The following is a 19,703-nucleotide window of genomic DNA, read 5'->3' as shown; positions in this document are numbered from 1 at the left end:
AAATAAATTTGAATAAGTTTATTTAAATTTAAAGAAGCCAATACGATCTATTGGCTTTTTTATTACCTACCTTTTTAAGCAAAAAAAGTCTAACCACAAGGAAAAGACTTAATTTAGATCAGGTTCAGCTAGTACAATTGAGCAGCCTCTAAAGTTCCACGAACAGTCAGATGATTAATGATCATTCTACAAACCAGTTTATTCACTTAATAAATCAAATAGCTCATTTTTAAGATCAGTATTTGGTTTTAGCATGTCATCAGCAAGTTCTCTCTTACTTGATAAAAGCTTGTCTAATTTTACTTCGAAAGTAAAGAAATCTTCTGCCACTACTGTTGGATAGTAAACAAAAACTTCTTTATCCTGCCCAATACGATATGCTCGGTCAGTCGCTTGATCTTCCTTCGCTGGATTCCAACTACGTGTATAGTGAATCACATGATTAGCACGTTGAATGTTAACCCCAAACCCTACGGCTGTAGTGGACAAGATAATGATATTAAACCCTGATTTTTCTTGAAATTTATCAATCAAATTTTGCCGTGTTAAGCCTTTTTTACTACTTGTATTTGAATCACCATTAACCGTTGTAACGTTTACGCCGAATCTCTCTAAAAGAATTCGTTTAAGAAATACTTGAATGTCTCTAAATTCAGTAAAAATAATGACTTTTTCATTTTTTTGCTTGATAGATTCTAAAGTTTCGATTAACCAACTTACCTTCGGAGAGTCACTTAAAGTAGCATTTGGTTGAAACTGTAATGGATGAGCACAGATCATTCTCATACTATGTAATGAAGTTAGCATCGCCCCCTGATTACCTTCTGCGGACAATTTTTTAAAGCGGTTAACCACATCAATATATAATTGTCTTTGCAATAATGAAATTTCAATATTTTTACAGTGTTCTACCTCAGTTTTAGCAGGTAAATCTGCGACATCATGTTTCATTCTGCGTAAAACTTGTGGGGCTATTAACTCACGAAGCTTTAATAATGCTGCTTCATTATTATTTTCAGTATTTTCTATAGGTTTACGATAGTTTGTACCAAACTCATTTAAGGGACCTAATAGGTTTTCTTGAATAAAATCAAATAGACACCAAAGATCGGTTAAAGAGTTTTCAACTGGAGTACCTGTACATGCAATTTTAAAATCTGCTTTTTGAGCCTTCGCAGCCTTTGTAACCATTGCTGTAGGAACTTTAATTTTCTGTGCCTCATCGCAAATCATTATACTCCAGTCTTCTCGAGCTAGAGAAAATTCAAGATCACGCATCGTCTCGTATGTTGTTAAAACAATACCAGCATCACCACGCCAATCATCTTCTAATAGATTGGTAATACCATGATTCTCTCTTAACTGTGCTGAGACCAAATGCTTAGGAATTTTCCTGTCTTTTAAGTTATCACCATATAAACTTAATATTTTGGGAAATTTACTACTAAAAAATCGATTTGCTTCTGCTTCCCAATTTTCTAATAGAGAAACAGGGGCTACAACTAATACTGGTTTCTTATCCTTAGCATTTTCAAGATACTCACCAATGAAGCATAAGAGCTGAAGTGTTTTACCTAAGCCCATATCATCAGCTAAAAGACAACCACTAACCTGCTCAGGCGCATATTGATGTAAATTCTGCAACCATGCAATTCCATATTCTTGATGCGGCTTTAAACTAAATTCTTGGCTTCTAAAACTAGTAGGTAATCTCGCTACAGGAGGATTATTCTCATCAAAAAGTAAGCGATTTACTCGCTGTTTTGTAAATTCAGCTTCATCAATATTATTAGCAATTAATAATGTATCTTTTTTCTTTTTCTGTGAATTAGCGTTAGATTCTTCCAATATCTCTTTTGGCTCTTCTTTCTTGGAAGCATATAAACGGTCTAGTAATTTTTTGGCATCATCTAATGATACTTCTTTATCTGTATATGGAATTTCAACTTCATCTTGACTGTTTTGCTCTGCCTGCTGAATCCGTTGCTCAAGCAATTCGATGGTTTCATCAAGATCTTCGTCTTGCAGTTGCTGCTCTAAGTCCATTAAATGTTGTGGCAGCCATTCGGATTCACCACTGTCTCTTCTAATAAATTCAGAGTTCAGCTTTTCTGCTTCACCAATACCAATAACACGACCGCTATAATTCGACAAATCCAATACTTTTTGAGCTTGTATTTCATCTTGATATTTTTGAATTTGATTTAGGTCACTTTTTAATTCTTCTATTTGATCATCTAAATAACTACATCGGTCAATTTCATACCCTGCCCAAACAAAAATAGGCGATTTTTTCTCATAGGCTTGAATAAAATGATAAGTCTGATCTAGATTGTATAGTTCTAATATAATAGGATTTTTTTCTCTTTCAGAATTCTCTTGTAGCTCTAATTTTGCAGAAACATAATGATTTAACTCATCATAGTTTTTTTCTATTTCTAAAGTATAAGTATAAATTTCTGCTTGCTGTTTTGACTCCTCAAAACTCTCAGGTGAAATAACTTCAATCGCATCATCACCTAGTTGAGCAAATGGATTGTGTAAAAATGCTTGTGCACGCTCACCAGAAATACGTCTGTTTGGCATTTTTTTAATTTCATTAAGAACTTGCTTCACTTGAGGCTCAATCACTACATGTGCAATTCCACCATCAGGTAAACTAACACTGTATTGATCTTGAACATTATTATATTGATCAAATGTCTTTAGCCAATTTGATGGAGCTTCATCAAATTCAGGCTGAACTTCTACAACAGATTCCTGGCTAATCAAATTTTTTCGAAGATTTAACTGTAATTTATCAGGTGCTAGAACTAATGTCTTTCGTAAAAAATCATCTAAATTTGCATTAGATTTATTGGCTAGTTTTCTGATGTTCGCCCAATATTTTTGATTCTGTTTCGTATCTTTGTTTTCTAGACGTGAAAACTCTTTTAATTTTTCGACAAGTTGAAAATTTGGTTCATTCAATAAATGTTCTGTACCATCAATCGTTAAGATCGCTCCAACTCGCTGAATAAGACTTTTAACCTTAATGTTATTTTCGTTCAGCCACCCATCTAAAATGATTTTGAAATCTGGGTCACTTAATCCCCTTTCACTTCTAATTATTGGACGAAGAGAAGCCTGTTTTGGAAGATTTAGTAAATGAATTACATTTTCATGTTCTGAATCTTGCTGAATTTGAAAAAGCTCTTCCCAAGGTAATACAAAATGGTCATCTATTCTGTATGCAAGTTCTTCCTCTTCCAAGCTCTCCCAATAGAAATCGGCATCTGTTTTAGCATTTGGTGTATATAAATAAATGACACCTATTTCATCATACGTAAAAGACTTAGAATTCGATTGAACAAGTTCTACCTGCTTTTCTTCTGTGCTTTTCTTTCTTTTCCAAAATGCTAATTTCATTTAAATATACCTTTTATAAATTAGTCTGGATAAATCCCCAGACTTTTTAATCTATTATCGAAGGATTTCTCCCAAGCACCATTATGTGATAAATAAAAATCAGCCTTTACTGTAGATTTCAAATCTGTAATACTGACAACTTGTAGGTTAGATTTAGAAGATTTGTAAGGTAGATTTCTATAAAAATAAGTAGCATTATTTAGTTCAGAGAACTCTACAATATAATAACCACCAATCTTTATCATAAATGCATTGGCTGCTGAACTCTTACCAATAATTCGTTTGAATCTTCCTTGGTTTTTCCTTTTAAATTCTTCTTGCTGTCGAGTTGCACGAAAAATTGCATCCTCATTCAAAAATATTTCAGAGAGAGAAACTTGTTTAATAAAACGCATCCAATAATTAAATCTTCGCGTTTCTGCACCATAGCTAAAGACTTTAAAAAATGCTTCTAGATCAGCTCTTACGAACCATTGAATGACCATTCTTTTTGTATCAGCATTTACATTATTCCAACCTGCAGAAGACTCATATTGTGGATTTCCCCAATGATTCAAAGCTAAATGTTTTAATTCCTCATGAACTTTTGCTCGTTCAAAGGTACGAGCATAACGCTCTAACAAAGCAACCAGAATATCAGTAGTGTATAAGACTTTTTGCTCAGCCAATGATAAGAAACGAGGAATAACTTTGAAATATTCACCTTCATTCATGGTTTTGATAGATTGAATAGAAGACTGAATTAAATCATCCCAAAACCAACTATTAGGTGCCATCCTTAAGCTTTCTAATTCACTTGAAAGTCTACTTGTATCTTGCTCTTGTAAAAATCTTTTAACAAATAATTTTGTTGGTGTATTAGATAAAATCTCAGAGTAATCAATAAGGGTATTCATCCACTTTTTAGGTTGCTTTAACTCTTTATAAATACTGGACCTCTTTGTATTTAATATCTCCCTCAATTGAAGCCAAATTACCGGCCTATCTTTTACATCTTCATTTTCTAATGCAAAATAGCTGTACAACAATGGAAAATAAACGACTCCAATAAGATCGATCTCTGATTGTTGGAAGTGACTGATAATCCTTTTACCAATATCACTAAAAATAAGTTTTTCTTGTGTGCCTGGCAGTATTTTGCTTAATGCCCAAGCTAAATTTTTCCAATCTCTTCGTGTGAGGTGTTCAAAACCAGAGCTTTCTAATTTAGAAATTGACCTAAAAATTTTTTCATCTAAAGGAAGGCTATTCTCTAAATCATCAAACCTCTGTTCAAGTACAGAAAGTGTTTTGAGCAGTCGTTGAGGCTTTACGAATTTAGTATTAGCAACATCTACAATTGAATTACCACCTACTTTCTCTTCCAAACGACGTTTCAAATTCGCTATGGTCATTGATATCACCTCGTCAATTGGCATGTTTCAATGGGTGAAGAAACAAAATGAGGTTGAGGATCAGCACTGTCTTTTTCTTTAAGGCCATAAAACTGCATTCTTAATTCAACACGGCGGGATGCTTCTTTACTATCTTTAGCCGAGTTAAAAGATACTCCTCCAGCCAAGAATAGCTGCTTAACCTGGTTTTTTTGCTGTTCAGTTAAAGAAAGACCAGAACTAAATTTGGGATCAAGTAAACTACACATGACCCATTCGGAACGGCGCAAACTCAAGTTTAAATTATATAGATATGAACCATCTGTATCTGTAAAGCCTTCAATCACTATTTGCTTAAACCATTTTTCACCTTGTGGGTTATTTGCTTCTTCCAGAATAATTGGCACAATAGTATTTAGACGATTACGACCCACCTCATTTAAACGATAATCATTATGTGAAAAACGACCAGCTTCACCAAAGTTTATACGATTGTTTTTACAATCGACTTCAATACCTGCATCTTTTAACTTCGCACTATGCTTGATGCTTTGACAAATATTTAAAATTTCTGCACTTCTTTGATCTTCAGCCTGAGTTGCCTCATTAATCTTTTTTGTTACGATCATCAGTGATACTGCCATAACAACAAGAAATAAAGTCATTAAGGCTGTCATTAAGTCTGCAAAAGAAATCCAAAAAGGTTTTTCACCTTCATCTTTAGGACGTGACTTTTTAGAGTACCGATTACCTAGCATGATCCATGTACTCCAGACTTAGTTTTTCTTCTGTCTTACAATATCTTCAAGATCCTCAACAAAGCTACCTAAGCCTTCTACACCACTTGAGAGACGTTTAACTGCTTGGTCGAGCGTATTATCATAGATGCCCAATGAGTGATTCAGGCTTGTTTCAACTGAAGCCCCAAAACTCTCAAAACTTTTTACTAGCACATCACTTACTTGCTCAAGATAATCCTGCATCTCTTTCTTCACTTGATTCAATGCTGTGGTCATTTGCCCCATATCTTCAAGTATTTTAGTACTCATACCGGTTTCAGATTGCGCTTGCTTAATCAGTCCCTCAAGCGTACTGATCGCCTTATTAACGCTATCCTGAGAGTTTTTATAATCACTCAACAACGAAATAAGATTACTGCTTGCACTAGTCAAATGAGTAGATGTAGTAGTTACTTCTGAAATCAATTGTGATGTTTTATCAGTGACGCTAATCAGCGATGTACCCGCCATATTAAATTGTTCTGAGGCTAGACGCATTTTTTCTGCGCCGTCGTTCATTCCGGTAATACTATCTGTTGTCACCTGACTGAGCTTTTGAATATTGTTTTTATAAGCTTCAACTGCATTTTGACTTTGAACAATTAACTCTTTGATTTCTCCCCCAAGGCTATCAATTAGGGTTGAAGATTGTTCATGTAATTTATGCTGATTATCTGCAATTTTACGATCTTGCTCTATACGCTGTTGAGCAATATCAGCCATCATGCCTGACATTGTTCCACTCATATGCTCAATCAGCTCAGAAACCTTTCCATTTAATTGTTCAATCGCATATTGTCCCTGCTCTCCAATTTTTTCTGCACCTTTTGACAAGTGCTCCACCATAGAGTTCATTTGATCGGACATCGCATTTTGCTTTTGTTGGATATCTTCAATCATTTTAGACATTTGGATTTCTAAGCTCTTTGTCGAACTTTCACTATTCACCTTCATATCAGTAATTAATTGGGTGAATCCTAATTGCATTTCTTTCATTGCAGAAACTGATTGAGTCATCATCTCACTCATACCATTCATTTGAGTACCAAAAGTTGATTCTAATTTGGTCATAAATGCAGTAAGCACATCTGTCATTAACTCTTGGACAGCAGAGCTTTGATCACCACTAACCTGCTGTACACTTGATGCAATTTTCTCTAGAGGAACCTGTAAAGTATCAGAGATAGACTGGCCTATTTGATCTGCCATATCTTTACTTGTTTTGGCATAACTGTCTGTCAATTGAGATGCAAAAGCCATTTGATTCTTTTTGTTTTCATCAACTAAGTTAGTCATCATTGTCTTTAAATCATTGACTAAACTATCTTTTAATTGTCTTGCGTTTGTTTCATTTGCCTGTGATGATTTTAGCAATCTAGCTAAGTATTCCTCCCCCGTATCATCAGGTTCAAAGAAGTCATCAATCTCTGTTGTTAACATTTCTAATTGCGCATAACACTGTCTTAACCATGACTTCTCACGCCATGTGATTAACATTGCTGTAGCAATAGCCAAGGCAGACGCCATAAAGGCTTCACTCACACCGCCTAACAGTAATCCAAGACTATCTTGAACTTTTTCAGGATCTCCAGCTGGATCAAAAGCTAATAATCCGAATAGTAAACCTGCAAACGTAGCAATAATACCAACACCAGTAATAATACCAGGTAGGTGCTTATAAAACTCAACTCTTAAGGGAGTATCGACAATAACTGACTGCGAGAAAAAAACATCACTAGATACAGTGGCACGAGATGAACTCAAGACATCTGTACCATCAATGACTTCATAGTGATCATGAAAAGAATGTTTATAATTCAACCAAGCATGTTTTAATGGAATACTGTTATCAAAGACATGATCTAAAACATTTTTACCCACATTTGATTCTTGTTTAACTTTTTTTAAAGCCTTAATCGCATCAGACAATTGACTATCAAGCTGTTTTGCTGGCTTAATATATTTTATGTAAAATTTATAGCTAATCACTGCAACAAATATTCCCATAAGTACCGGAATAATAAAATAACTTTGTAAAAATGCTGCAATAGCTAAAAAACTCACAACTACACCCCTTCAACTATTCTAAAGTTGATTTTTATTAAATAATTATGTGCAATATATCACAAAATATAAATCTATCTAAAATCCACCAATAAATGCATTGTTTTTCATAATTAAAGAAGATATTTAAAATTTTATTGAAAATTATCAGCTATTTACGTCAAAATTTAAAATAAATTTTCAATTATTACCCATTAAGTAATCAAAATCTTACTCAATGAGTATCTATGTTGAGTTTGGCACAAAAAATTGCACCTAACACCAGGCAAAGTAGCTACAAAATTTTAAAACTTTCTGGCTCATCCAAATTAAAAGGCACAACCCGAAGTTTTGCTACCATCGTATCTCTAAATAAAAAATCATCTAATGGGTGATCAAACTTTCCTTTTCTATATGGATAAACCAAGATCACTTCACTTTTATGTTCAAGATAATAATGGCTATAAGCAAACATCTGCTGAATATCACTGTCCTTTAAGCCATAACGGCCACCACGATCACTCTGGTCAATCAGCTTCCATTTAGTATCCATGACAATGTTTTTATCATCACGTTCTATGAAAATATCTGGTTTTAGTTTGAAGATATGACCGGACTGATGTTTACATATATGCTCAGTGGCATGCTGCATCTTGACTTTACATTCAGGCAAGTTACGGTGCAGATGATAAGCAACATAATGTTCGAACAGCTTTTCCATTGGGAACAACAGACTCATACCATGCCACTCACCGGATGTCGAAACAGGCATGTATTCACCTAAAATCAGTTCAGTCCATGGCTTAATCTCATCATAGAGTTCAAGTAAACGCCCTGTTTGCCATTGTCTGAGATCTTGCCTGATATTCTGGCTTCGTGGTATCTCACCCGTCATTAGGCGCAGTTCTTGAGCCAATTTCCAGTTACTTGCATCTTTGGTCCTCTTACAGACGATTTCTAATGCGGTACGAATCAGCCTATTTTCAGCGCGATTGACCTCATATACATCATGTTCGATTGGGAAAATATGCTTCTTCGCTGGTGGCTGGCGCATGTATTTAACATGCTGTAATTGCCCTCTTAAGAACTTCTGTTCTTCCTGCACACGGTTATAGTCAAAACGTAATCCACGCTGAACCAAACGCTCAAATGATGCTAAAAATTGAGAAATTATCCATTCATGCAAAGGTTGGTTTTTAAAGCGGTTTAGACTTGCAGCACCAACCTCTCTGTAAGGTAAATGCAAACATACACTCAGCATTTTTTGCAGGAGTTTGCGCTCTTCTAGAATAATCTCTTGATCACTTGTCCCATTTAGCTCCATATGCTTAGGTAGTATTTCTATACGTGTACCACACGGCGTTTCAATCACACCCACATATTGATCTAGCTTTAGCTTTCTACGTCCTGCAAGTTCAAATACTTTCGCGCCGTGCTTAGAAAATGATGCTGAAAGCTCGCATAGATGTTCAAATGCTTTTTCAGGTATATAAGCATGTCCCAAACTAGATTCAGGACAGCCTTCATAGGCAATGCTTATGAGGGCATATTCTCGGACAGTAAAGTCAGACATAGATCATCAGCCCTTTGGACCTAAAATCTGAAGAAAAGCATCAATCGTGTTGAATGCTTCAGTTTTTATTTTCCAAATTTTCTTTTCATTTGAATAGCCCAACTCTTCCTCAAAATTTGATGGGAATAAGTTATTTTTCTTGAATATGTCATCTGCAATCAACATTCCATTATTGAAGAACACCAAATTAATCTTTGCCCAATCATCAAAGAAGTATTCTTGAAGCTGAGGAATGATTTTTTGTGTAAAAATCGAAGCTAAATGCTCAAGTGTTGGTTGGTTTTTCAAACTCATAAAATTAGCATGACCAATACAGTGATCTCGATCTAATAACACCTCAATACGCTGATTGATGACTTCTAATAGCTTGCCAATATTCAGCCCTTCAACAATTATTTCATTTAAAAGCTCAGGCTTCGGTGGCATTTCAACAAAGGTAAATCGACGGCGCAATGCAATATCCAAACCTGTCAGAGACCTGTCTGATGAGTTCATTGTGCCAATAAGATAGATATTTTGAGGTACAGAAAACTCTTCTTTTGAATACGGTAAAGTCACAGAAAGAGTTTCATCTGCTCCTTCACGTTTGGAGTCTTCAATTAACGTAATCAGTTCACCAAAAATTCTTGAAATATTGCCACGGTTGATTTCATCAATAATTAAGACATATTTGTTGTCTAAATTACTTACAGGCATTGCTTCAGGTTGAAGCAGCACAGCTAGCTTTGATTTATCAACAGCATTTTCTAAATTATAAACAGTAGATTGCGAGAAAATTTTCTTAAAATAGTCTTCATTCTTCAAACTTGGAGAAAACGTTTTTAACCATTTAACTTTTCTAAGCTGGTGATATCCAAATTCTTGGTTCTCGTCGTATTCATATTCATCTGTCACCTCTGCAATCGCTCTGAATTTTAGATTGCCATCTGTGATAATGACTAAATCACCAATTTTAATTTTATTCTTAAAGGTATTTACATAACCTGCAGCAGTGTCTTCACTATCTTTATGGTAATGTGCCTCCTGTAATTTATTTTTTACTGACTGGATATCATTGCAATCACTGAAATTTATTGCATCTCCCCAACCTAAAAGAATGACATCATTATCTAAACACGAACGGTATAAATCATCTTCAACCCCAGCTCGGCCTAAAGACATTTTCCAAACTTTTTTATTGGACAGATCAATTTCACTGTCAATATTGGATTGAACATTACCCTTAGCGAGCTCAACAATTTCCTTAAACACCCCTGCTTTCACTGGATATTTTAAGTTACCAACAGCATCCGTTTCAGCTCGGATACCCTCAACAAAATCTTCATAACTAAAACTTTGATGAAACGTCACAAACTTGATCTGACCTTGGGCTTTATATTGATCAAAACGCTGTTTTAACTCAGTACGGTCTTCTTTTTCTAATACCTCTAGAGGTTTATTTTCGATAATCGACAACGCATGGTTAATCGTATGAAATGTTTTACCTGTGCCGGCAGCACCAAAGAGAATACGGTTTAAAGGTTGTTGAGTCATCACATCATCCACTAATTCTTCAATTTGCTGTTTCTTCTGTTTGTTATCTAGGTAACCTTTTCTAATCATTGCAAAAAGCTTTTCAACATATGGGAAAAACTCTAGATCTCCCTGATCTGCCAGTAAAATAGGCAAAAACTCTGGTACTGGCGTTTTTACATAGGATTCATAGCCAATCCTTTTTATGTTAGTTTCCCCTACTATGGGAATCACACAAGGATTGCTAAAGTCCTGATACAAAAACGCAATCATCCATTTCAGTCCTTTAGTAAACTGAATATCGGCAATTGCATTTAAATCACGGCGCTGAGCTGCATCTACAATCTCTAGTATTTCCTGTTTGATCTTCTGAAAGGCCTGTTCAGCATTATCTCCAAGTCTTTTATTCCATGAATATGGTCTTTCATTATGATATTTATCATTGTCACCTAAGCTGACTGGCTCCCAAAGATCAAAATAGCAAGCAAAGGTAGGATCGCCTTGTGTTGGATCAAAACTGTCAATCTGAGCAATGAAGCAATCTTTGTTTCTAGCTTGATGATATTCTTCAACGGTTAAATTTTTCAGGCGTTCAGCAGGCCATAATTCTAAGAATGCATTAATTTTACGTTCCAGCGCCGTAGTCTGGTCATGGCTTTGCTCATACCAATTACAAAATTTCTCTAATTCTTCTGCAGAGCTAATTTCAATGTAATAAATTTTATTACCTAACCACAAATTTTTACTTTGTGATTTTAATCCACTGTGGCGTCCATCAGATTCAGTGTATTTACCTGATGCTACATTTTGCGTAGATTTAAACTGAAATTGAAAATCCTGAGTATCAGATGGATCAATCTCGATAAAGAAACTCGCTTTAGAACCTGTTAAAACCAATGCAATTTCACGACCATTTTCATTCGTGACCACTGTTATTTTCTGCCGACTTATATATTGATCTGGATATTTTGCATTTAAAATTTCATCTGCTTCAGCGGGTGTCAAATGTCCTTGTTTCGGATGCGCATCAATATATTCTTGCACTAAGTCATTACTGTACTGCAGTAATGATCTATCACCCTGTTGACGAATTAGATATTGATAAGACTGAGCATAATTTAACTTTTTATCCTCTGTCAGAAAGTCCAGCATCGTCTTTGAAAAAATAGAGATGATTTTCGGCTGTGTCTGATTTTGATATAAAAAGGCTATTTTCCATTTCACTACAGGTGAAAAATCCAAAGCATCAATAGCTTCTAAATTCCCTGTTTGTGCATTTTCAATTGTTTCAATTATTCGTCTTTTAATTTCTGCAAATGCTTGTTCTTTGGTCGCACCATATTTTTCTAACCAAGCATATCCATCTTGATATATCTTGCCTTTTCCATCGAGTTTTTCTTCCGTAGCACTGCGGTGAAATATACCGAACTTAAATGCTGAGCCACCTAAAATATTTGCTATTGGTTTGGTTTCCCGTTCTAGGCAATATGTAAAATTTTCTTTATCTCCAGCCTGGGAGTATTCCTCGATGGTCATATTTCTCAGTCGCCCAAGTGGCCAAGCCTCTAAGAACTGATTCCATAATAATTGTTGGTGTTGCTCTACTGACACTCTTTACCCCAATCTTTCAAAATCTACTGTTTTAAATCTTAATAGCTACTTACTTTTGGTTTCTCTTACGCCATGCTCTAGCCAATGCTACCCAAGCTTTACTTTCTTTTAACCATATACGTCTACAAAACTCTGTCAGGTCATAAAATTGCTGGTCTGTTTCTTTTGACACCCCATGAGCCCAATGTCCTTCGTATATACGACCAGCTAGCTCTAAAATTCTAATTGCTAAATCTTGATGCGCTTGGATAAATTGCTGTACCGCTATGTCTTGATATGCAAAATCACGTATATATCGTTCAGACTGTTCCAACACTTCCTCTGTTTCCCATACCCAAGGTTTAAAGCAACGGTCTCCACTTAAACAATCAATCAGCTGTTTAAAGTCATTTAGTTTTTTAGTGAATGTGATATTGGCTTTTACCGTATTGTGAAACGATTGTGGAAGTCCTTCAGTGTCGTAAATATCAATCTGTAAGTTGTATAAATAATCTTTCAAAGCTCTATTGTTTTGCGCCGTGTTTAACACTTAACTCCCCTCATTTTTTTGTATATACGACAAAAATACACTTACTATATTTAACACATTTCAGTTTTAAGCTTTCTAGATCTTCAAGAACTTTTAATCAATATCCGCATTAGATTCTTTATATTATGGCAATATTACTCATTAAAATTGTTCTCTACATATACATAAAAATCATTTCCCACACGATCATATTTAAAGACCATGGTGTTACGACTCATCCATCGCTTTAAAAGTTTTTCATAAACATTGGCTTTTTTAGTTGAAGTGGCACTAAAAGACCAATAATGAATCCTATGCTTATAAATAAGTTCTTCAACTCTCTGACTAATCGCATTAAAAACTTTCAAGGCTGGTAACTTCAAGTTGAGATCTTCATATATGGGGTCATCTCTAAATAAGGCTAATTCTGGATGTCTACGATAATTGATTCGGACTTTGGCGCGTGGTGGGTTATTCAATGAGAAGGAAAAACTATAATGATCAAACTTTAATACGTAGTGTAATCCATCAATAGACCTCTTGCGAAAGTAAAAACTACCTCAATATGCATATTCCTGCATAAACATACCACCTATTCCTGTTCGTAACGTACCAGTCATTCTTATTCGTAATGAGCCAAAAATGAATAAACCACAAATAGCAGAAGCACAATTTAAACTTAGATTACCAACAACACTAAAGTTAAAAATTGAAAATGAAGCTCAAGGCTTGAAACGATCTATGAATGCTGAAATTGTAGCACGACTAGAAAATAGCTTTAAAAACTTTAAAAAATTAGACAATAATGGTGTACTGAGTCCATATCAACTTCTTGATCGTAAGAAAGAACTGTCAAATCGCTTAATCAAAGCAATAGAGTATTTTAATTCATTACAGGCAAAAGAAATTAAATATACACACATTGCTGAACAACTAGGATATGCAACTGCTGAACCTATCTTAGACTGGATACAAGGTAAACATGAACCATCTTTCCCTCAACTCCGAGAGATAGCAAAGTATCTGAAAGTTAATCCGTCTTGGCTTCTACATGGAGATGGTGAAATCAGCTCTTGAATAATAGTATCATTATTGATGCTATTTAAGGATTGGAATTATTGAGCATATTAATGGCTAATATTGATCAACTCATAGAGCAAATGCGGAATAATCCAAAAAATATTCGTTTTGTGGATTTACTCAAGGTTTAAGATGATAGTGGAAAAGCTAAACCGTATCAGGTGAAGCAAGTTTTGGCTGCACTTGATAAACTAAATGCATTGTGAGGTGGAAAATGGATAGTAAGCAATATACTTACCGTGTTATGTGGTCAGCAGAAGATAATGAATACGTTGGACTATGTGCTGAATTTCCATCGTTATCTTGGCTTGATGCAGATCAATCTAAAGCATTTTTAGGCATTGTTAATCTTGTTGCTGAGGTTGTAGCCGATATGATTAGCAATAATGAAAAAGTACCAGTGCCACTTTCAGAGAAAAAATATAGTGGTCGTTTTGCTGTACGTGTTCCATCAATGGTTCATCAAAAACTAGCCTTGGAAGCAGCAGAGCGTGGTGTAAGCATGAATCGTTTAGTATCTGCAAAATTAGCGATGTAAGCAGTTTTAAGGATATGAGGTTTTCCTCATATCTTGTGGCTCAAGAAACAGGAATGACTGGTACGTTACGAACAGGAATAGGTGGTCGTTTTATCCAGTATTTTGCACTCAATATAGATTTCATGAAATATCAGAAATTAAACCGTTTTTCAGATTCTGAATTCCAGCGCTTGGTTGGCGTACCTCGACCAGTTTTTAGTGAAATGGTCGAAGTTTTAAAAGAAGCAGAATCACTTAAAAAGAAATCTGGGCGTCCTCATACTTTAGCTATAGAGGATCAATTGTTATTAACACTCAATAGCTTTGTTGCACAAAGATTTAAAAGTTAAAACCTCCTTAGATTACTCAAATTTAAGGTACAACAGAGGTGGTTCCCGCAGGGGGAACAACTTCATTAAGCGACTTCGTGTCGCACTTCCACCCAGTTATTGCAAATCGGTAGATTGCCATCATGCAGATAGCGGCTTAAAGCTGGCCAACGCTTCAGAATGTAATTGATGGCCTTGGCGGTTGGAGAACTCGATGGTACCGTCAGATAATGTTGGTTGAGCCATTCATACAGTTGTTGCATCACCGGTTGACTATGCTGTTGTCGGTATTCGCGGCGGTGTTCTTCCGTACCGTCGGTCTTTCTCCTGAGTTCTGCTTCTATGGCATACAGTTTCTGAATCATCAGTAATGCCTGTTCAGCGACCTGACTTTTTTTGGTCACATGCAGTTCATGAAATTTACGACGTGCATGTGCCATGCAGCCCACCTCAATCGTCACCGAGTTAACTCATCGAGCAGGTGATGCCGTAAAAATCGCTGATGCAGGCGCTATTGATGCCGAAGAGGGACTCTCTAATGTTATTGAAAGCGGCAAAATGTTAAGCGGTATTTCAGAATCCATAGGTCAAATCGCTTCTATATCGACCCAAATGGCTGCAGCAGTGGAAGAGCAAGCCCATGTTGCTGAAGACATTAACCGGCAAATAGTAAATATTTCAACGCTTGCCGATTTAAGTAATGACAGCTCGATGCAGCTTTCAGAGACGATTATTTATTTGAACAAGATTGCTGATGAGCTTCATAAACTGGTAGTACGGTTTAAGCGGTAATCTTTCAAGTGAAAGCCTAAAACATTTAACAGTGTATTCTTGCAGTACAATTGATAATAATCGATTAAGCAGCAAATTATTGGAGTAACGTTTTGAACGCACCTGAATTCCCTGTTGATGAAGCTGCTCGTTTACTTGCATTACAGCGAACTAATTTGCTGGATACGCCAGCAGAGAAGCGCTTTGACCGCATTACAAGATTAGCAGCGTCTGTATTTAAAGTGCCAATATGCCTTATCTCTTTGGTGGATAGTGACCGGCAATGGTTTAAATCTAAAGTGGGTCTTGACGCTTGTGAAACAGGCCGTGATATCTCATTTTGTGGCCATGCGATATTGCATGAGGATATTTTAATTGTTTCAGATGCAACAAAAGATGAGCGCTTTTCGTCAAATCCTTTAGTAACCCACGCGCCGCATATTCGTTTTTATGCGGGTGCACCGCTGCGAGAGACAAGTGGGCAACCCATCGGCACTCTATGTCTCATTGACTCCGTGGCCAGAGACTTTTCAGCAAAAGAGCAGCAAGAACTGCGCGAATTTGCAGACATGGTTGAGTATGAAATTGCCAAAGAAGATCAAGCTCGACTTCAAGAGCAGTTTTTAAAAGGCATGGCAAAAACAACCTTAATACTGGCAACACTGCCTGATATGGTATTTGTTATTGACCGAAACTTTCGTTTTTTGGTTTGCAAAGAGCATCCTGACTTACTTAAACCTCAACAAGCGATTTTGGGGCGTACCGTTCATGAGATACTACCCAATGAGCTAGGTCATCAACTCGTAGAGTGCCTCAAGCAAGCCTTTTGTAACAACGATGTGATTCATCATAACTACACGTTTGAAAAGTCAAATCAATCGTTCGAAGCCCGATACAAAAAAATTGATGATAATGAAGTATTAGTGGTCATTCGTAATACCTCTGCACAAGTTGAAGCGCAGTCAGAAATAAGACGCCTTTCTGAAGTTGCAAGGCAGACAACCAATGGTGTGGTAATAACTGATGTCAAAGGTCGAGTTATATGGATTAATGAAGCCTTCTCCTTTCTTACAGGATATAGCATTGAAGAAATGCAGGGTAAAAAGCCTGGGGAGTTATTACAAGGGCCCGACACTGATCCTGCCACTGTTGCAATAATGAGAGATGCGCTTGCTCAACAGAACGGCTTTAATGTTGATGTTGTAAATTATTCAAAAGCGCAAAATTCCTACTGGGCGAGAATAGCTTGTAACCCGCTGTTTAGTGAAAGTGGTAGTTTGAGCGGCTATATTGCAATTGAAACAGATATTACAAAAGAGAAACAGGATGAAGAGCTCATAAGGAACAGTCAGAATTTACTTAAGGCCGTAATAGAGGCTAACAATATAGGCACATGGCATTTTAATATTCAAACAGGCGAGTTGATTATCAATGATAAATGGGCCGCATTACTGGGTTACACACTTTCTGAGTTATTACCTGGAAACAGATACACGTGGGAAAGGCTAACGCATCCTGATGACCTGGCTTATTGTGCAACTATTCTTGAAAAGCACATGTCAGGCCTAATACCCATATATGAAGCCAATCTTCGTATGAAACACAAAAATGGTGAATGGAAATGGATAAACACCAGAGGGCGCATTTCTTCAAGGACATATGATGGCAAAGCTCTATGGTTATTGGGTACACACTTTGATATCAATGACCAAATAATTGCAGAAAAAGCGCTTAGTGATAAGTCAAGGCAGATGGAAGCTGTTGTTGAAGGGTTGCTTGATGGCATTATTACTATTGATGGTCGTGGTAAAATTCTGACATTTAACCAAGCCGCACAGGAAATCTTCGGCTATACGGAAGATGAAACGCTTGGCAAAAATATTAGCATGTTGATGGGGTCACCTCATCGAGAGCATCACGATAGCTACTTATCAAACTATATAGAACGTGGTGTCAGTGACATTACTGGGCGTATTCGTGAGCTTGAGGCCTTGCGCAAAGATGGTTCTATGTTTCCAATCGAGCTTGGTGTAGTTGAAGTTCAAATGGCTGGTGAAGTTAATTTTATCGGTGTTGTCAGGGATATCACTGAGCGTAAACAACGTGAAAATGAAATTCACCAGTTAGCATTTTATGACCCATTAACATTGCTACCTAATCGACGTCTGTTGTTGGACAGATTGACGGGAGCTATAAATCATAGCGTTCGTACAAGGAACTTCTCAGCATTATTTTTTCTTGATTTAGATAACTTTAAAAACCTTAATGATAGTGCTGGTCATAATAAAGGTGATTTGCTGTTGTGTCAGGTCGCTGAGCGTCTTGTCAACTCAGTGAGACAAGGTGATACCGTAGCGCGTTTAGGCGGCGATGAGTTTGTTATTATTGCATCAGATTTAAGTCATGAACCAACATTAGCAGCGAACCAGGCTGAGAGACTTGCACAAAAAATCGTGAGTAATTTAACAAGGGAATATAATCTTGACGGTCTAACTTACAATAGTTCGGCAAGCATTGGTGTAACACTTTTTAACAGTGAAAATCTGTCAAAAGAAGATTTGTTAAAGCAAGCTGATATGGCTATGTACAAGGCTAAATATGCTGGCCGAAATGGTGTGCAGTTTTTTGACCCGCAAATGCAAGTTGCAGTAAGCTCAAGAGCAGCAATTATTAGCGACTTATACTCTGCAATACAAAGCCAGCAATTTGTACTTTTCTATCAAAAACAGGTCAATCACCTGAAGCAGTGTATTGGTGTTGAAGTATTGTTACGCTGGATACACCCAGAAAAAGGCATGGTGTCGCCACTGCAATTTATCCCATTAGCGGAGGAAACAGGTCTTATTGTACCCATTGGCGAGTGGGTGCTAGAGGAAGCTTGCGCCACTCTGGCAAAATGGTCTTTAGAATCCGAAAAACAACACCTAAGCATTGCGGTTAACATAAGCGTAGTTCAATTTAGCAAAGATAATTTTGTTCAGACTGTTTTAAATGCATTGAAAACCTCAGGTGCAAATCCACAGTTGCTAAAGCTGGAAATTACGGAAACGTTGCTCGCAAATAACATTCCTGATGTTAAAGCTAAGATGAAAGAGTTGCAGCAGCACGGCGTGACTTTTTCAATCGATGATTTTGGTACAGGCTATTCATCCTTATCCTACTTAAAACAATTGCCTATAAATCAGTTGAAAATTGACCAAGGGTTTGTTCGAGATATTATCAATAGCAGTAATGATAGGGCCATCGCTCAGGCAGTTATAACATTAGCCGACTCAATGGAACTGCAAGTCATAGCTGAGGGTGTTGAAACAGAAGCCCAGCGCGCGTTATTGCAGAGTATGGGGTGTCACACCTATCAAGGCTATTTATACGGAAAACCGTGTCGGATAGAAGAGCTGCATTTTTAAAAGATAATTAGTAAGGTACATTAAGCGAGTTTTAATTTAGTAGATTCCCTACAATTAACATAATACAGGTTATACGAAATCAAAAATGGGAGCTTTAAGCTCCCATTTTTATTGTATTTTTTAAATTTTTAGGCGTGTTGTACTGTGATCTTTAAACCTAAAGCATTCACTACACGATTAATCGTATCAAAACGTGGCGCAGAGTCGTGACGAAGTGCTTTATACAGAGCTTCACGTCCAATTCCTGCTTCTTTAGCAATTTGAGTCATACCACGAGCTTTGGCAATTACACCAAGTGCATGGGCTAATTCAGCCGGATCATTTTCTTCGAGAACCATATTGAGATACATTACAATATCTTCTTCAGTTTTGAGTGACTCAGCCATATCAAAACTTGGTAAATCAGCGACTTTAACCATTTTAATCCTCCAATGTTTTCGATAATTTGACTGCACGATCGATGTCTTGTTGTTGAGTTGATTTATCTCCTCCACCAAGCATTACAATCACTACGTCACCATGTTGGATGTAATACATTCTCCATCCAGCACCGAAGAATTCTCTCATTTCCCAAACCCCATCTTGGAGAGGCTTAATGTCTCCCCAATTTCCACGTTGAACCTTATCTAATCTACGATTCAGGCGAATACGGGTCATATTGTCTTTAATGCCATCCAACCATTCATCAAATTCTGGTAGACGTTTAATTTCAATCATGAGGGTTCCTTATCTTCTCACTATATTGTATTCGATCGAATACAATATGCAAGTAATTTATACGAACATCTATTA

Annotated in this window: 14 protein-coding genes and 2 pseudogenes; 5 read left to right on the top strand and 11 right to left on the bottom strand. The window is 36.5% G+C overall.

Going from position 1 to position 19,703, the window contains the following annotated elements:
- Positions 1–198: 198 nt before the first annotated feature.
- From ACPEPR_RS11055 to ACPEPR_RS11020, 8 genes are all read right to left on the bottom strand, one after another.
- Positions 199–3,408 carry a DEAD/DEAH box helicase gene (locus tag ACPEPR_RS11055; protein ID WP_423562440.1) on the bottom strand — a complete coding sequence of 1,070 codons (3,210 nt, stop codon included), beginning with the start codon at positions 3,406–3,408 and terminating at the stop codon, positions 199–201.
- Positions 3,409–3,428: 20 nt separating this feature from the next.
- On the bottom strand, positions 3,429–4,802 hold the full coding sequence (locus ACPEPR_RS11050) for an EH signature domain-containing protein (RefSeq protein WP_423562439.1): 1,374 nt from the start codon (positions 4,800–4,802) through the stop codon (positions 3,429–3,431).
- A 5-nt stretch (positions 4,803–4,807) separates the two neighbouring features.
- Positions 4,808–5,539 (bottom strand): type I Zorya anti-phage system protein ZorB1, encoded by a 732-nt coding sequence (zorB1, locus tag ACPEPR_RS11045; RefSeq protein WP_423562438.1) that lies wholly within the window; start codon positions 5,537–5,539, stop codon positions 4,808–4,810.
- A gap of 18 nt (positions 5,540–5,557) precedes the next feature.
- Positions 5,558–7,624, bottom strand: a complete 2,067-nt coding sequence (gene zorA / locus ACPEPR_RS11040; protein ID WP_228722186.1) for an anti-phage ZorAB system protein ZorA — start codon at positions 7,622–7,624, stop codon at positions 5,558–5,560.
- A 274-nt stretch (positions 7,625–7,898) separates the two neighbouring features.
- Positions 7,899–9,176 (bottom strand): McrC family protein, encoded by a 1,278-nt coding sequence (locus ACPEPR_RS11035; RefSeq protein ID WP_423562437.1) that lies wholly within the window; start codon positions 9,174–9,176, stop codon positions 7,899–7,901.
- A 6-nt stretch (positions 9,177–9,182) separates the two neighbouring features.
- Positions 9,183–12,299: an AAA family ATPase gene (locus ACPEPR_RS11030; RefSeq protein WP_423562436.1), complete on the bottom strand. Its 3,117-nt coding sequence runs from the start codon at positions 12,297–12,299 to the stop codon at positions 9,183–9,185.
- 49 nt (positions 12,300–12,348) lie between these two features.
- Complete coding sequence (locus tag ACPEPR_RS11025; protein ID WP_086043908.1) at positions 12,349–12,828, bottom strand: hypothetical protein; 480 nt, start codon at positions 12,826–12,828, stop codon at positions 12,349–12,351.
- Positions 12,829–12,962: 134 nt separating this feature from the next.
- Complete coding sequence (locus ACPEPR_RS11020) at positions 12,963–13,190, bottom strand: hypothetical protein (RefSeq protein WP_423562435.1); 228 nt, start codon at positions 13,188–13,190, stop codon at positions 12,963–12,965.
- 259 nt (positions 13,191–13,449) lie between these two features.
- Here ACPEPR_RS11020 and ACPEPR_RS11015 point away from each other — a divergent pair, with 259 nt between their 5' ends.
- The 3 genes and pseudogenes from ACPEPR_RS11015 to ACPEPR_RS11005 form a co-directional block, all read left to right on the top strand.
- On the top strand, positions 13,450–13,884 hold the full coding sequence (locus tag ACPEPR_RS11015) for an Arc family DNA-binding protein (RefSeq protein ID WP_423562434.1): 435 nt from the start codon (positions 13,450–13,452) through the stop codon (positions 13,882–13,884).
- Between the two features lie 217 nt (positions 13,885–14,101).
- The gene (locus ACPEPR_RS11010) at positions 14,102–14,425 is read left to right on the top strand and encodes a type II toxin-antitoxin system HicB family antitoxin (protein WP_423562433.1); all 324 of its coding nucleotides are present in this window, start codon (positions 14,102–14,104) and stop codon (positions 14,423–14,425) included.
- A gap of 122 nt (positions 14,426–14,547) precedes the next feature.
- Positions 14,548–14,724 (top strand): annotated as a pseudogene (locus ACPEPR_RS11005) (IS5/IS1182 family transposase); the annotation flags it as partial.
- A gap of 116 nt (positions 14,725–14,840) precedes the next feature.
- Here ACPEPR_RS11005 and ACPEPR_RS11000 read toward each other — a convergent pair.
- Positions 14,841–15,188, bottom strand: a pseudogene (locus ACPEPR_RS11000) (IS66 family transposase); the annotation flags it as partial.
- On the opposite strand from ACPEPR_RS11000, the gene ACPEPR_RS10995 reads away from it, so the two are divergent.
- Positions 15,172–15,525, top strand: a complete 354-nt coding sequence (locus ACPEPR_RS10995) for a hypothetical protein (RefSeq protein WP_423562432.1) — start codon at positions 15,172–15,174, stop codon at positions 15,523–15,525. The pseudogene ACPEPR_RS11000 and the gene ACPEPR_RS10995 sit on opposite strands and share 17 nt — an antisense overlap.
- 92 nt (positions 15,526–15,617) lie before the next feature.
- Complete coding sequence (locus ACPEPR_RS10990; RefSeq protein ID WP_423562431.1) at positions 15,618–18,911, top strand: EAL domain-containing protein; 3,294 nt, start codon at positions 15,618–15,620, stop codon at positions 18,909–18,911.
- Between the two features lie 128 nt (positions 18,912–19,039).
- On the opposite strand, the gene ACPEPR_RS10985 is transcribed toward ACPEPR_RS10990, so the two are convergent.
- Together ACPEPR_RS10985 and ACPEPR_RS10980 are read right to left on the bottom strand one after the other, a co-directional pair.
- Positions 19,040–19,330: an addiction module antidote protein gene (locus ACPEPR_RS10985; RefSeq protein WP_134245015.1), complete on the bottom strand. Its 291-nt coding sequence runs from the start codon at positions 19,328–19,330 to the stop codon at positions 19,040–19,042.
- A gap of 1 nt (position 19,331) precedes the next feature.
- Positions 19,332–19,628: a type II toxin-antitoxin system RelE/ParE family toxin gene (locus ACPEPR_RS10980; protein WP_005175534.1), complete on the bottom strand. Its 297-nt coding sequence runs from the start codon at positions 19,626–19,628 to the stop codon at positions 19,332–19,334.
- Positions 19,629–19,703: the final 75 nt, after the last annotated feature.

It is taken from the genome of Acinetobacter sp. AND/436 (assembly GCF_049546925.1).
GTDB classification, from domain to species: Bacteria; Pseudomonadota; Gammaproteobacteria; order Pseudomonadales; family Moraxellaceae; genus Acinetobacter; species Acinetobacter indicus.
The sequence above is the reverse complement of the archived record's forward strand: the minus strand, read 5'-3'. Positions and strand labels throughout refer to the sequence as shown.

What these genes read in the sequence shown, in the direction of transcription:
- ACPEPR_RS11055 (WP_423562440.1), bottom strand. Translation starts at nt 3,408, where the DNA reads ATGAAATTAGCATTTTGGAAAAGAAAGAAAAGCACAGAAGAAAAGCAG.
- ACPEPR_RS11050 (WP_423562439.1), bottom strand. Translation starts at nt 4,802, where the DNA reads ATGACCATAGCGAATTTGAAACGTCGTTTGGAAGAGAAAGTAGGTGGT.
- zorB1 (WP_423562438.1), bottom strand. Translation starts at nt 5,539, where the DNA reads ATGCTAGGTAATCGGTACTCTAAAAAGTCACGTCCTAAAGATGAAGGT.
- ACPEPR_RS11035 (WP_423562437.1), bottom strand. Translation starts at nt 9,176, where the DNA reads ATGTCTGACTTTACTGTCCGAGAATATGCCCTCATAAGCATTGCCTAT.
- ACPEPR_RS11015 (WP_423562434.1), top strand. Translation starts at nt 13,450, where the DNA reads ATGAATAAACCACAAATAGCAGAAGCACAATTTAAACTTAGATTACCA.
- ACPEPR_RS11010 (WP_423562433.1), top strand. Translation starts at nt 14,102, where the DNA reads ATGGATAGTAAGCAATATACTTACCGTGTTATGTGGTCAGCAGAAGAT.
- ACPEPR_RS10995 (WP_423562432.1), top strand. Translation starts at nt 15,172, where the DNA reads ATGCAGCCCACCTCAATCGTCACCGAGTTAACTCATCGAGCAGGTGAT.
- ACPEPR_RS10985 (WP_134245015.1), bottom strand. Translation starts at nt 19,330, where the DNA reads ATGGTTAAAGTCGCTGATTTACCAAGTTTTGATATGGCTGAGTCACTC.
- ACPEPR_RS10980 (WP_005175534.1), bottom strand. Translation starts at nt 19,628, where the DNA reads ATGATTGAAATTAAACGTCTACCAGAATTTGATGAATGGTTGGATGGC.